This is a genomic window from Paenibacillus sp. ALE2, from assembly GCF_054113385.1.
This window is the reverse complement of the sequence record NZ_CM134213.1, coordinates 4678057-4692429: the sequence shown is the minus strand read 5'-3', so window position 1 is coordinate 4692429 and position 14373 is coordinate 4678057. Positions and strand designations below refer to the sequence as shown.

The 14373-nt window shown below is 43.9% G+C and carries 8 protein-coding genes; 4 read left to right on the top strand and 4 right to left on the bottom strand.

The window, feature by feature from the left end; genetic code table 11:
- Window positions 1-74 precede the first annotated feature (74 nt).
- The 3 genes from ACXHJ1_RS20175 (at window position 75) to ACXHJ1_RS20165 (ending at window position 7252) form a co-directional block, all read left to right on the top strand.
- Window positions 75-2150, top strand: a complete 2076-nt coding sequence (locus ACXHJ1_RS20175) for a thioredoxin domain-containing protein (protein WP_457905121.1) — start codon at window positions 75-77, stop codon at window positions 2148-2150.
- 387 nt (window positions 2151-2537) lie between these two features.
- Window positions 2538-4538, top strand: coding sequence for a methyl-accepting chemotaxis protein (locus ACXHJ1_RS20170; protein ID WP_457905120.1), 2001 nt, complete (start codon window positions 2538-2540; stop codon window positions 4536-4538).
- Window positions 4539-4687: 149 nt separating this feature from the next.
- Window positions 4688-7252 carry a response regulator gene (locus tag ACXHJ1_RS20165; protein WP_457905119.1) on the top strand — a complete coding sequence of 855 codons (2565 nt, stop codon included), beginning with the start codon at window positions 4688-4690 and terminating at the stop codon, window positions 7250-7252.
- Window positions 7253-7257: 5 nt separating this feature from the next.
- On the opposite strand, the gene ACXHJ1_RS20160 is transcribed toward ACXHJ1_RS20165, so the two are convergent.
- On the bottom strand, window positions 7258-7950 hold the full coding sequence (locus ACXHJ1_RS20160; RefSeq protein ID WP_107735047.1) for a response regulator transcription factor: 693 nt from the start codon (window positions 7948-7950) through the stop codon (window positions 7258-7260).
- Window positions 7951-8498: 548 nt separating this feature from the next.
- On the opposite strand from ACXHJ1_RS20160, the gene ectB reads away from it, so the two are divergent.
- A complete protein-coding gene (gene ectB / locus ACXHJ1_RS20155; RefSeq protein ID WP_090891158.1) occupies window positions 8499-9761 on the top strand; it encodes a diaminobutyrate--2-oxoglutarate transaminase in 1263 nt (420 codons plus the stop codon).
- Between the two features lie 93 nt (window positions 9762-9854).
- Here ectB and ACXHJ1_RS20150 read toward each other — a convergent pair whose 3' ends face one another.
- From ACXHJ1_RS20150 to ACXHJ1_RS20140, 3 genes are all read right to left on the bottom strand, one after another.
- Window positions 9855-10373 (bottom strand): NAD(P)H-dependent oxidoreductase, encoded by a 519-nt coding sequence (locus ACXHJ1_RS20150; RefSeq protein WP_457905118.1) that lies wholly within the window; start codon window positions 10371-10373, stop codon window positions 9855-9857.
- A gap of 168 nt (window positions 10374-10541) precedes the next feature.
- A complete protein-coding gene (locus tag ACXHJ1_RS20145; RefSeq protein ID WP_090891154.1) occupies window positions 10542-11666 on the bottom strand; it encodes a GGDEF domain-containing protein in 1125 nt (374 codons plus the stop codon).
- Between the two features lie 95 nt (window positions 11667-11761).
- Window positions 11762-14197: a GH36-type glycosyl hydrolase domain-containing protein gene (locus tag ACXHJ1_RS20140; protein ID WP_457905117.1), complete on the bottom strand. Its 2436-nt coding sequence runs from the start codon at window positions 14195-14197 to the stop codon at window positions 11762-11764.
- Window positions 14198-14373: the final 176 nt, after the last annotated feature.

Genomic DNA, 14373 nt, shown 5'->3' with positions numbered 1-14373 from the left:
TTCCGACTTTTACCAACCATTTAGGGTAAAATAATACCGAGCATAAAATCCAACTACGGAAGTGGTGATGCCCCATGTCAACGAGCAGCAAACCGAATAGATTAGCCAAGGAAAAGTCACCGTATCTATTGCAACATGCTTACAATCCGGTAAACTGGTTCCCTTGGTCAGATGAAGCTTTTGAAATTGCTAAGCGTGATAACAAGCCTATTTTCTTGTCGATTGGCTATTCGACTTGTCATTGGTGTCATGCGATGGAGAGAGAATCTTTCGAGGATGAAGAGGTAGCTGAGGTATTAAACCGGGATTACGTATCCATTAAAGTGGATCGAGAGGAACGTCCGGATGTGGATCATATTTATATGTCCATCTGCGAGACGATGACCGGGCATGGGGGTTGGCCGCTGACGATTTTGATGACGCCGGATCAGAGGCCTTTTTTTGCGGGCACGTATTTGCCCAAGGAGCAGAAGTTTGGGCGTGTCGGACTTTTGGAGTTGCTGGGTAAGGTGGGAATCCGCTGGAAAGAACAGCCGGATGAGCTGATGGAGCTGAGTGAGCAGGTACTTACCGAGCATGAACGACAGGACTTGCTTGCAGGTTATCGCGGTGAACTGGATGAGCAGTGCTTGAATAAAGCTTTCCATGAATACAGCCACACCTTCGATCATGAATATGGTGGCTTCGGAGAAGCACCGAAGTTTCCTTCTTCACATAATTTGTCTTTTCTGCTGCGATATGCACAACATACGGGGAATCAACAGGCATTGGAAATGGTAGAGAAGACGCTGGATGCGATGTCACGGGGCGGAATCTACGACCATGTAGGCATGGGATTCTCAAGGTACTCAGTGGACGAGAAATGGTTGGTGCCGCATTTTGAAAAAATGCTGTATGACAACGCTTTGTTGGCCATCACGTATACAGAGGCTTGGCAGGTGACAGGCAAGAGACTGTATCGACAAATCACTGAACAAATTTTTACATATATCGCAAGAGACATGACGGATGTAGGTGGCGCCTTTTATTCGGCAGAGGACGCGGATTCTGAAGGAGAAGAGGGTAGATTTTACGTCTGGAGCGACTCCGAGATAAAGTCTGTACTGGGCGATGAGGATGCCGCTTTTTTCAACGATTTGTACGGAATCACACCTTACGGTAATTTTGAAGGCCACAATATTCCAAACCTGATTGATATCAATCTGGAAGCCTATGCGAACAAGCATGATTTGACCGAGCTAGAGCTGGAGCAGCGGGTCAGTGAGCTACGGGCCAAGCTGTTTACTGCTAGGGAGCAGCGGGTTCATCCTCAAAAGGATGACAAGATTTTGACCTCGTGGAACGGGTTGATGATTGCTGCTTTGGCCAAGGCGGGGCAAGCTTTTGGAGATACCAGATATACTGAGCAAGCTCGAAAGGCAGAGACGTTCTTGTGGAACCATTTGAGACGGGGGGATGGACGCCTATTGGCACGGTATCGGGACGGTCAGACAGCTTACCCCGGCTATGTAGATGATTATGCATTTTATGTGTGGGGCTTGATTGAGTTGTACCAGGCGACCTTCGATGTACAGTATCTGCGGCGGGCACTGACGCTTAATCAGGATATGATTGATCTGTTTTGGGATGAAGAACGGGACGGATTATTCTTTACCGGTTCAGATAGTGAACAATTGATATCCAGACCCAAAGAAATTTATGATGGTGCGATTCCGTCGGGTAACAGCATTGCGGCCCATAATTTTGTGCGGCTTGCGCGGCTAACGGGGGAAACTCGATTGGAAGACTATGCAGCCAAGCAGTTTAAGGCTTTTGGCGGGATGGTTGCTCATTACCCCTCAGGCTACTCAGCGCTGCTCAGCGCGTTGTTGTATGCGACGGGAAAGACGAAAGAGATTGTGATTGTGGGTCAAAGGGATGATCCGCAGACTGCTCAGTTCGTTCAGGTGGTTCAAGCTGGTTTTAGGCCGGATATGGTTGTTGTTTTGAAGGATAAAGGACAGCCAGAGATTGCAGAAATAGCTCCTTATATCCATGATTACGATCTTGTGAATGGCAAACCAGCCGTATATGTGTGTGAGCATTTTGCTTGTCAGGCACCGGTCACCCATCTCGACGATTTTAAGGTTTTGCTGGATAGAATGGAATAAATCATATTTAATCCCCTTGCGGGTGTAGCATATGGTGATTTCGATCAATGAGCCTATGTGTGCCACCTTCAAGGGGATTATTTTATGTAAAGAGGTAGGTATAGTGTGGGGAAACTAACATTTTCTTAACATCTACATTGCATTTTATTTAATAATTTTTAGGTATATTATATCAAAGAACCGGTTCCGTTCAGCCTTGTGGCGCTCAAAAATAAGTACATATACCTATTCAACTAGCGTGTTTATATCTTTTTATATCGAAGCATTTCAGCAAGAGATGTGAAAAAACGTGAGAGAGAATCTGTCAGGTGACCTGTCATCATCGATAAGACGAAGCGGTTCACCATAGGTTACAAAATTCTGGCGATGAAATGGAGATGCTTAGTAATGAAGAAGTTTTCAGAAAAAAAACGGAAGGTGTCGAGGATGCTCAGTAAAAATTTCAAAACAAAGCTAATGGTGGCCTTTATTGCATTTTTGATCATACCATCCATGATCGTGGGTGCTCTGTCGTTTGTGAGCGCTAGTCAGCAGATTCGAAACCAGATTGAAGAGAGCGCCGAGCAGGCTATAATTCGTACAAATTTTATCATTGATAGTGCCATTGAGCCCAAGATACATGATGCAGAATATTTTGCAGAAAGACTAAAAGGCAATCGGATCGAGACGGAAGAACAAGCAGCTAAACTGGAAGAGTTGTTTAAGCAATATGCTGCACTTCACCCAGAAGCAGAATCCATCTATTATGGTACGAAAGATGCTAAAACTACAACCTATCCACAAAAGCAATTACCCGATAATTATGATCCACGTATCAGACCTTGGTATGATGAAGCGATAAAGGGACCAACAAAGACAGCGATTAGTTCACCTTATCTTTCGGCAGATTCAAAGCAGATGACGGTTACGGTGTCGAGAGCAACGACAGATGGATCGGGTGTTATTGGCATTGACCTGAAAATTAGTGGTATTAAAGATACATTGAACAATATTAAAGTAGGCCACGAGGGTTATGCCATATTGCTGGATAGCAACCATACTTACATTGTTCATCCAACGAAGACAGCAGGCACCAAAATTACAGATATTGAATCACGTATGTTTCAAAGCGATACTGGTGAATACGAATATGAATATGAAGGTCAGCTCAAGTATATGAACTATGCGACCAATAAGCTGACAGGCTGGAAGATAGGCGGAACGCTTTATTTATCTGAAGTCGATGAAGCAGCTCAGCCGATTTTGATCAGCACTTTGCTTACCATTGTTGGTTGTCTTGTGATTGGTGCTATCATCGTTTATTTCCTGATCCGTTCCATCATTAAACCGATTATAAAACTTAAAGAACAGGCGGAAAATGTGAGCGCCGGGGATCTGACACAGGACATTCAAGTCATGAGCAAAGACGAAATTGGACTATTAGGAGTAGCTTTTCAGAATATGCAGAACAACTTGCGATCTGTTATTCAGAATGTAGGAAACAGTGCAGATCACGTCGCTCTTTCTTCGAATGAGCTGACGGTAAGCGCGGAACAAACCAGCGCGGCAAGCGAGCAGGTGTCCCAAGCCGTGCAAGAAATTGCTAGCGGTGCGGAGAAGCAGACTATGGGGCTGGAAAATAACTCGGTGGCACTGGATGAAATAGCACATGGAATCACTCGAATCGCTGAACGCTCGACTTCAGTAGCAGATCTGGCCAGACAATCTGCCTTGCAAGCTGAGGAAGGACGAAAATCTGTAGAGCAGACAGGCGAGCAGATGAATTCCATTCACGAGTCAGTAGAGCGTTCCAACCGGATGATTCAAACCTTGCAAGCCCGCTCTCATGAAATTGGAGAAATTACGAAGGTCATTGGCGATATCTCCAATCAGACGAACCTGTTGGCGTTGAATGCAGCTATTGAGGCAGCCAGAGCAGGTGATCATGGTAAAGGCTTTGCCATCGTCGCGGATGAGGTGCGTAAGCTGGCAGAACAGTCTCAGAGTTCTGCCACCCAGATTGCCAACTTGATTGGCGAAATTCAACATGAAACCGAAACTACGGTGGAGACGATGGATAGGGTTACGACTGAGGTGAAGGACGGGCTACAGATTTCCAAAGCGACCATTGTGAAGCTGAATCATGCGATGGAAGGCATTCGAGAGACCACTCCTCAGGTAGAGGAGGTTGCTTCGATAGCCCAGCAAATCTCAGCCAGTGTACAAGAGATTGCAGCGACAGCCAATGAGCTGGCGACGATTGCAACCGGTAATGCCGCTACATCTGAAGAAGTGGCCGCCTCCTCAGAAGAGCAATTGGCTTCCATGGAGGAAATTTCAGCCTCTGCTCAATTGCTTTCCAATATGGCTGCTGATTTGAAGGTGATGATCAGTCGTTTCAAATATTAAAACGAGCTTGAACCTTATGGAATCTATAGTACAATGAATGCTCGGGACAGTTCTTTAAGCCTAATGGCATAAGGAATCTGTCCTGAGTTTTTTTATATTTCCGATACAGCTTCTCGCAACGTATGGGAGATTACAAGGAGGACGAACACTTGGTTCGAGATTTGTTGCTATATACGATCGTGATATTATTATTAGTTTTGATTTTTCAGCGTCAGCTCATTCGTCAGGCGTTCACGGGCGTCTTATACGGGCTGGCAGGAGTTCTGTTCTTATATTTTGGCATAAGTGATGGAACACTGCTGACCTGCGGGTTGGAAATAGGGGTTGGTCTATTGTTCATTACTCTGTTTGGGCAGGCACTAATCCCCGCCAGGTATACAAATGGACAGCGTTCGATTGACAAAAATCATGATCTGCTAACTTTACTTCGAGTTCAACCTGGCTTTACCTTCAGGTTGGAGAAAAGGGGGGATGAATTTTATTATATGCTGCTTGATGGTGAATTGCTGGAGCGCATGGGTCTGAATCTGCAAGTCAATTTCAATAAATGGGAGCATGTGAAGCGTATCGGGGATATTTTGGAGCTTTCCTTTGAAACACTGGAGCAGCTTACCGAATACTACAAACAGGCTTGGTTCGGTGATCGGACCGTATTTGAATTGGAGTTTTGGGAATATTCAGCTTTAATTACCTTGCATCCTGTCAGGGACGAGGGGCTCACCAGATATGTCATCGGTCATGTATTGGATATTACGGAGTATAAAGCTTCCGAGCAGAAAAGAAAGGAGATGAGTGAATCTAACCATGCAAAAAGTATTTTTCTAGCTCATATGAGCCACGAAATTCGAACGCCGCTGAATGGCATCATTGGCCTCTCAAAGCTGTTGAGTAAGACTCAACTGACTGACGTTCAGAATGATTACCTCCATAAGCTGCTCGCCTCCTCGCGTACTCTTTTGTCCATGCTCAATAATGTCTTGGATTTTTCTAAAATGGAGGCCCGTAGGGTAGAACTGGAAAAGGCGGAATTTGAGCTGGAAAACATGCTTCGGCATCTCGCAGATACCGTTGGGATTTTGCTGGAACATAAAAAAGTAGAGATCGTTTTCATAGTGGACCCGAAATTACCTAAAAGGTTCAAGGGAGATCCGCTTCGAATGGAACAGGTGCTTTTAAATCTTCTGACCAACGCCATTAAGTTCACGGACCAGGGACATGTATTGTTACAGGTAAAAATGGTAGGCCAGCAAGACGGACGAGTGAGTGTCTCTTTTATGGTAGAAGATACGGGCATAGGCATTTCCAAGACCGGAATGGACAAGCTATTCATCCCTTTTATGCAAGTGAGTACATCTACCCACAGATATGGGGGTTCCGGGCTGGGTTTGGCTATTAGCAAGCAATTGGCTGAAGCTATGGGTGGTAGCGTAGAAGTGAAAAGCCGTTTAGGAGAGTACAGTCAATTTTACTTTAATGTGGAACTTGAAATAGGGGATTTAAATGCGAGAAGCACACAGCTGGAAAAACCAGTCAACGGCAAAGCCTTAATCATTGCACAGCATGAACTGGTGAGCCACAGCCTGAACGAACTACTGCAAGATTTGGGGCTACAAACACTCACCGTTTCATCCTTACAGGAATATTCAGACGCTTTTCAAAAGGGTGAACATTTTGATTTGGTTATGATTGATATGGGGATGGAAGACTTTAGAGAGCTTAAATCACGCAGGCATTGGCTTCATATACTGGATAAGCAAATGACTCAGGTCATTGGGCTTACAACCGTGTTCCAGTTGGAAGAAGTAGCCGTTGAAGCTACAGAGCAGGGGGTGAATGCCTTTTTGTCTAAGCCAGTAACCCGGAACGCTCTTCTGGAGGTGCTCCGCTTGAGACCCGAGCAGGAAAAGCCAGTGTCTGTAGATAATCATAGTCTGGAAGCTGTTGCAACAATGGACCTCCAATATGAAGTTGGGGTCTCAACACAAAAATATCAAATCCTCATAGCAGAGGATAACGAGATTAGCCAATTAGTGATCACTGAGTTTTTGGCAGAGCGTGGTTTTGAGGTAACGATAGTCACAAATGGAAGAGAAGTTATAGAATTACTGGAGCGGTGCTCATGGGATATGGTGCTGCTTGATCTGCATATGCCGGAAATGGATGGTTTTGAGACGGCCAGATATATTCGAAGAAACAGAGCTTTTAACAGACTCCCCATTATCGCTTTTACCGCGGATGCTGTGCAGCCTGAGCAGGAGGTTTGTCTACGTGCAGGCATTAATGATGTGCTGCTCAAGCCTGTACATGAATTAACCGCAACAAGAATGTTAAATAGCTGGATTCATTTAGCTTGGCTGCAAGAATTACATGGTATTCACGCGGAGAAAGCGATAGCCGGTATGGATGGCAAGGTGTATATTTTTCAATTTGCCCTACATAAATGGATACAGGAATACCAGTATCTTGATAGAAGAGTTGTGAGAAAAATGGACAATGGTCAGTTGTCTTCTGCTCTTCGATTAATTCACTCGCTGAAGGGAGGAACGGGGAATCTGTGTGCGACTGATCTGCTGGCAAAGGTGATAATGCTGGAGAAAGCATTGAAGCGCAGCAATGAAACCTCAGGGGGAGAGCTGTATCCAGACTGGAGAGAGCAACTGAGTAGGGTTCAAAAGGAGATTAATCAAATTAAATCATCCATTCCCTGGATCTAGCTGCGTTAATGCATAAATTTGTAACCGACTCCCCAAATGGTCTTAATCAATTGCGGTTTCTTGGGGTCTTTTTCGATCTTTCTACGTAAATGGTTAATATGTACGTCCACTGCCCTCTCATTAATAAAAGAGTCTGTGCCACGGAGAGCCTGAATCAAGGCATATCTACTAAATACAATTCCTCGGTTCGTATAAAAAAGTTTCATTAGCTCAAATTCCGAATAGGTCATCTCTACCATCTGACCATTAACGGTAACCATTCTTCTCGCCAGATCCAAAGTAATGCCTGTTTCAGGTTCAGCTACAGGTGAAATGCCTCTTCCTTGCAAGCGTGTGATTTTGATCCGACGGAAAAGAGCTTCGATCCGTGCTTTGAGCTCTTGCATACTAAAAGGCTTGCAAATATAATCATCTGCTCCCAACGTAAGTGTACGAATGCGCTCTGAAATGTCGTTTTCTGTAGAAATCACGATGATTGGTACGTCCGTATGCTTGCGTATCAGTGGGCAGGGATTCACGCCATCCAAATCTGGAAGCAACAGATCTAGTAAAATAATATCGGGCTGTACCCTATCGAGTCGGGCAATACCCTCAGTCGCTTGTTCCACTCGTGTAACGTGGTAGCCTTCCCCTGTTAAATATAAGGAGAGAGTGTCACCCAGCATATTATCATCTTCAATAATCAAAACATTAGACATGATGTGTTTCCTTATCTATTTTTAAATTTAGCAAGTTCTTTTGATAGAGTAAACTCCTTTGGTCAGTCTGTCAAAAGCTCAGCTTTATTATGGAAATCCAGTCTCCGGACGATCTAGATATATATCTATTTGATATGAAAATGTACTATTTTTGAGATTTATTACTATATTACGTCATATTTCATATTTATTTAACAATATACTGCAAGGAAATGTCCTAAAATTACAATAAATTAACAAAAGATCTCAGAAACATGCATTGACTTTAATGAAAATTATGGTATTTTATTACATAGGAGTTGACATCCTCTGACAGACCTCTTAGAAAACCCCACTATTTAATCTTCTATTCATCTTACTCTCAATGTGCATCTCTGTTGTATTCTTTTGTACTCTATATGTTCTTGTGATCGTACTCAAGATTTTATGGTGTGGATATCCCATTGTGAATTCAGACTGTCTACTCATTTTAGATTACATATTTACACTTTTTTTGCTTTCCATGCTTGTATTTTTCAAAAATCAGGTCAGCGGGAGGACGAATATTTATGAACACATTCGAAACACTGGAGTCCAATGTAAGGTCTTATTGCAGGAGTTTTCCAGTTGTTTTCAACAAAGCAAAAAACGATGTTATGTACACGGAGGCAGGAGAGGGATATATTGACTTTTTCGCCGGTGCAGGGGCTTTAAATTATGGGCACAATAATGACTTTATGAAAAACCGGTTACTAGATTATTTAACCTCCGATCGGATCATGCATGGTCTGGATATGTACACCACGGCCAAGCAAGAGTTTATAGAGTCTTTTTCCGAGCGTATTCTCCGGCCTAAGGGCTTGAATTATAAGCTTCAATTTTGCGGACCGACGGGAACCAATGCGGTGGAAGCAGCACTGAAACTTGCGCGTAAGGTAAAAAAAAGAAATGGTGTTTTTGCTTTTATGGGCGCGTTCCACGGTATGTCGCTCGGTAGCTTATCGATTACCAGCAATAACTCCATGCGAGAGAGCGCAGGAGTCCCACTGAATAATGTTACCTTTATACCTTATAACAGCACATTTAACGGAATGGATACCATTTTGTACATGGAACAGCTTTTAACAGACACTCATTCCGGTGTGGAGAAGCCTGCTGCGATTATTTTGGAAACGATACAGGCTGAAGGCGGTATTAATATTGCAGATAACGAATGGCTGCGTGATTTGCGACAGCTTTGCGATGATCATGATATCTTGCTCATTGCTGACGATATTCAGGTCGGTTGCGGCCGAGTTGGTTCGTTCTTCTCGTTTGAGCGAGCAGGCATTGTGCCTGATATGGTTGTCTTGTCCAAGTCGATCAGTGGATACGGTCTGCCAATGTCCTTGTTGCTGCTTAAGCCAGAACTGGATATTTGGAGTCCTGGTGAGCATAACGGCACCTTCCGTGGAAATCAGCTAGCGTTTGTCGGAGCAAAGGCGGCGCTGGAGTTCAGAGACACGGTTGGGTTGGAAACCCAAGTGAAGGAAAAAGAAGCTTTTGTTCAGCAGTTCTTGCGTGAACATATCCAAACAATGGATCCACTTATTGAAATCCGCGGCTTGGGACTGATCTGGGGAATTGATGTGACCCATCTGGGAGAAGCTTTCGCCAAGGAGGTTGCAACTCTCTGCTTTAGTAAGGGGCTTATTATTGAGCGAGCTGGGCGTAACGATACGGTACTTAAAATTATGCCAGCGTTAACGATAAGTATGGAGAACTTGAGCAAGGGCTGCAATATTATTAAAGAAAGCATGGCTCAGGTAACCAGCAACTTGGTTACGCTGTAAATGTAATTCTATCAGCAAAGCCCCTTGGTTGGAGCCAACGTCTGCTGTAGGGCAAGCAGGTGTGGGCACCTTCCAAGGGGTATTTTGTGTAAATTAAGAAATAACCGCCTGCACGTATTTTTGTGCAGATTGCTCCAACTGCTCATCTGTCAAAACTCCGGCACCATACTGCACGAAATAAGGGAGCAATTTGACACCAATCAGAAGGCCTGTAGCTTCAAAAGGTCTCAACAGCTCTTCGATCGTATATCTGTTTCTTCCGTCATGTTGATAGTTTTCCTCCACGCTGGCAGCAGACAAGGCGATCAACAACTCTTTGCCCTGTAGCTTGTCACCTTCGCTTCCATAAGCCCAGCCGTAGGTTAAAACCTTATCCAGCCATTTTTTCAGCAGGGAAGGACTGCTATACCAGTAAAAAGGGAATTGCAGAACGATACGATCATGCTGCTCTAGCAGTTTTTGCTCATGGGCAACGTTGATTTGCTCATCCGGATATACTTCATACAGGTTGTGAACGGTCACACTGGATTGCTTTTTGAGTTCTTGCATCCATCTTTTATTAATGCGAGACTCCGCAAGATCAGGGTGAACAACAATAACGAGTGTTGACATGTAAAACCATCTCCTTAAAGCTTATTTTTCGTAAGTAAATAACCATTCCGCGTGTAACCATTTTAGTTTGCAATCCATAAAATTGTCAACTCTTCTCAATTTTAAGTTTCTACATACAAAAAAACTCCGACAACTATATGCCGGAGTTGCATTAAATGCATTTTTACATTAAGCGATATGGTTAAGAGCAACAATTTTATTTTTACCGGAGCGCTTGGCTTGATACAAATAGTCGTCTGTCTCCTGGAAAAATACATCTTTGTCTTTGTTCATATCCTCGGTATAGCTTTTTAATCCAATGCTTACGGTTACAGAAACGATTTGCATTTTCTCCTGAAAGGTCATTTTCTCCACTTCACGCCGAATGTTCTCTACAATCTGATAAGCTTCCTCAAAAGTATGCTCGAACATCAAAATAGCAAACTCCTCACCGCCATAGCGGGCCGGAATGTCATTTGCTGTAATCTGCTCTGTAATAATTTGCGAGATGCCTTCCAAAATTTTATCTCCAAACTGATGCCCGTAAGTGTCATTGATCTTCTTGAAATTATCAATATCCACTAACGCCAGATGGATGATCGCGCCTTGTTCGGCATATTCCAGTGCTTTTTCATAAAAGTTTTGGAAAGACAAATGATTGTATAGCTTCGTTAAACCATCAGTCATGGACATTTTACTAATAATCGCGTTACTGATCATTAATTCCTGCTGAGCACGCTTTGTTTTGTATAAATCCACTAACAAATCGCGGCCGCTGGCCTGAATAATGAGGGCAATAAAGGTGGACATAATCAAAAATGTCGGAATCGCCACGATATCAAAGTCTGACAAATAGCTGCGGAATGATCCATCTATTGCTAGCAATAGAAAGAAGACGATCACTTGCAATACAAAAGAAAGCCATATTAAGCGACGATTGAAGAACAAGATTGAAGAGAAAATAGGCAACAAGCACAACGCTGGAATAATCCGGATGTCATAGTTAAGGCGAATAATCATCCAACAAATAACGGTGCTTGCCATAAACAGAATTGCAAAAGAATACCTGTTAAATTTAAAATGTGCCAGTTCTGCAAGTAAGTTGGATCCACTCATGATTAGTGTGGGAACAATAAGGACCCCAACGTAAAATTCATAAGGCGAAGCGGAATAATCAAGGAATAAGTAGCTGCCCAGCTGGACGATAAAATGTACGGTTATAATCATCCAGTAAAGTAATAACATTTTGCGCACCCAGCGGGCTTGCTTTGTTCTGTAATCCATGGTTTGAGTAAGCCGTTTTGTCTTGTTCATGATGTCACCACACTTAATGTATCTATAGCCATTCTCGTATTATAAGATACTATGTGGTGAAGTTGAAGCTAATTTTTTTGAAGGACATGAACTCGTTAGCCCAGCAACACTTTTACCTGATGAATAGTTCCATCTCCTGCAACTGGCAGAATATTATTCGTTAGAATAGTGCCATCTACGGTAACTGTAGCTACACCTTTGGAGACGTGCTGTGGATTCGTGATATGAATCACATAGGTGTCGCCTCGGAAGACACGGGTGACTGTGAATTCTCCCCAGGATTTGGGGATGCACGGATCAATACGCAGACCGTCCCATTCCGGCTGAATACCGAGGATGGATTGAGTAATAGCTATAAAATTCCAAGCCGCAGTACCTGTTAGCCAGGAATTTTTGGCTTCACCTTCACGAACCGCATCCTTGCCCGCAATCATTTGAGCATACACATACGGCTCGGTACGATGAATGTCGCTGATGTCCTCTAGAAAAGCGGGAGCAATTTTGCTATACAGCTCAAAAGCGCGATCACCGCGTCCTATGACAGCTTCTGCCATCATAATCCAGGGGTTATTGTGACAGAAAATACCTGCATTTTCCTTATACCCAGGAGGGTAGGAAGAGATTTCACCCAGATTAATATAGTAGCGGGAATAAGGCGGATGTTGTAGTACAATGCCGTAGGGAGTTTCCAGCCGATCACGTGTAGAGTCGAGAGCTTTATGAGCCAAGCCTTCTTCAACGCCAATTCCTGCCATTACACAGAAGCCTTGAGGCTCTATGAAAATTTGCCCTTCCTCACAATCCTTGCTCCCTATTTTGTTACCATAATGGTCGTACGCCCGCAAGAACCATTCCCCGTCAAACCCATGCTCCAATGTGGCTGTTCGCATACAATCCACATGTGCTTGAGCGGCGACTGCTTCTTCATTCAAACCTCTGCGCTTGCAAAGTTCAATAAAATCCGGCCCAGTGTATACGAATAGTCCTGCGATAAACACAGATTCGGCTATGCGGCCCTCCAAATTCTGTGTCGTCTGATAGGACTCATCTGGTGTAGCGGAAAAACAGTTGAGATTCAGACAGTCGTTCCAGTCAGCCCGGCCAATGAGCGGAAGACCATGCGGACCGAGATTGTCTACAACATGATAAAAAGAACGCTTCAAATGTTCAAACAGCGAAGCGGCACGATCTATATTCCCGTCAAAGGGAACTTGTTCATCCAGTATGCCAAAGTCTCCGGTTTCTTTGATATATGCTGAGGTACCGACAATAAGCCACAGCGGATCGTCGTTAAAGCCACCGCCAACCTCGTGATTTCCTTTTTTGGTTAACGGTTGGTACTGATGATATGCCCCGCCATTTTCAAATTGAGTAGAAGCGATGTCGATAATCCGTTCCCTTGCCCGCTCCGGTATTTGGTGGACGAAGCCGAGCAAGTCTTGATTTGAATCCCGAAAACCCATACCACGTCCAATACCGGATTCAAAATACGAAGCCGAACGTGACATATTGAATGTAACCATACATTGATACGGGTTCCATATGTTCACCATTCGGTTCAGCTTGTCATCGTGACTTTGAAGGGTGTACTTGGACAGCAGATTGTTCCAATAACTTCGCAGCTCACTTAACGCACGGTCCACATCGGTTTCATCCGCAAATTGCGCGATCATGGCATGAGCCTGTTTTTTGTTAATAATACCGGGGGACTCCCATTTTTCTTCCTCTGGGTTTTCCACATATCCGAGTACAAAGTTACAGCTTGTTTCTTCGCCCGGCTCCAGTGTAATCTCAATGCAATGCGATCCGATAGGGGACCAGCCGCTGGCTATCGAGTTAGACGCTTGCCCTGCGGTGATGGTGTAGGGCTGATCCAGTCCGTTGTAGAGACCCAAAAAAGCTTCACGGTCTGTGTCATAGCCCGCCAGCGGACGATTCGCAGAGAAAAAAGCATAATGATTGCGGCGCTCACGGTATTCTGTCTTGTGATAAATGACAGAGTCCTGTATTTCAACTTCGCCTGTGTTCAAGTTACGCTGAAAATTGGTCATATCGTCATAGGCGTTCCACAGGCAGAATTCGACGAATGAAAAGAGTTTGATCTTTTTAGTTTGTAACGATGTGTTCTGAAGCTTGACCTGGTGGACCTCGCCGTCAAAAGATAGGGGCACAAAAGCTAGTTGCGTAGCCCGAATCCCTCTGCGTTCCCCCATAATTGAGGTATATCCAAGTCCATGACGGCATTCATACTGCTCCAGGTCCCTTTTAACCGGCATCCAGCCCGGAGTCCAATAATCTCCATCATCATAAATATAAAAATAGCGACCACCATTATCGACAGGAATATTGTTGTACCGGTAACGTGTTAAGCGACGTAAGCGAGCATCTCGATAAAATGCATAGCCGCCGCCTGTATTGGAGATGAGTCCAAAAAATCGTTCATTACCTAAATAATTAATCCAGGGATACGGAGTTTGAGGGGTGGTGATGACATATTCTTGGTTGGCATCATCGAAGAAACCATACTTCATAGTGCAGGACTCCTCTCGAATTGGAAAAATAAAAGACCCAACACATGATTATATTCAAACATACAGCAGTTCTTCCTTAAGAAATACATTTCCTGCTTTATGCAAAATGTGCTTGAATTCGTCAACCCTCTTTTTCGAATTTGCAAAATATTTGAAATGGGTAAATATACCTTTTT

What these genes read in the sequence shown, in the direction of transcription:
- ACXHJ1_RS20140 (WP_457905117.1), bottom strand. Translation starts at nt 14,197, where the DNA reads ATGAAGTATGGTTTCTTCGATGATGCCAACCAAGAATATGTCATCACC.
- ectB (WP_090891158.1), top strand. Translation starts at nt 8,499, where the DNA reads ATGAACACATTCGAAACACTGGAGTCCAATGTAAGGTCTTATTGCAGG.
- ACXHJ1_RS20175 (WP_457905121.1), top strand. Translation starts at nt 75, where the DNA reads ATGTCAACGAGCAGCAAACCGAATAGATTAGCCAAGGAAAAGTCACCG.
- ACXHJ1_RS20150 (WP_457905118.1), bottom strand. Translation starts at nt 10,373, where the DNA reads ATGTCAACACTCGTTATTGTTGTTCACCCTGATCTTGCGGAGTCTCGC.
- ACXHJ1_RS20145 (WP_090891154.1), bottom strand. Translation starts at nt 11,666, where the DNA reads ATGAACAAGACAAAACGGCTTACTCAAACCATGGATTACAGAACAAAG.
- ACXHJ1_RS20160 (WP_107735047.1), bottom strand. Translation starts at nt 7,950, where the DNA reads ATGTCTAATGTTTTGATTATTGAAGATGATAATATGCTGGGTGACACT.
- ACXHJ1_RS20170 (WP_457905120.1), top strand. Translation starts at nt 2,538, where the DNA reads ATGAAGAAGTTTTCAGAAAAAAAACGGAAGGTGTCGAGGATGCTCAGT.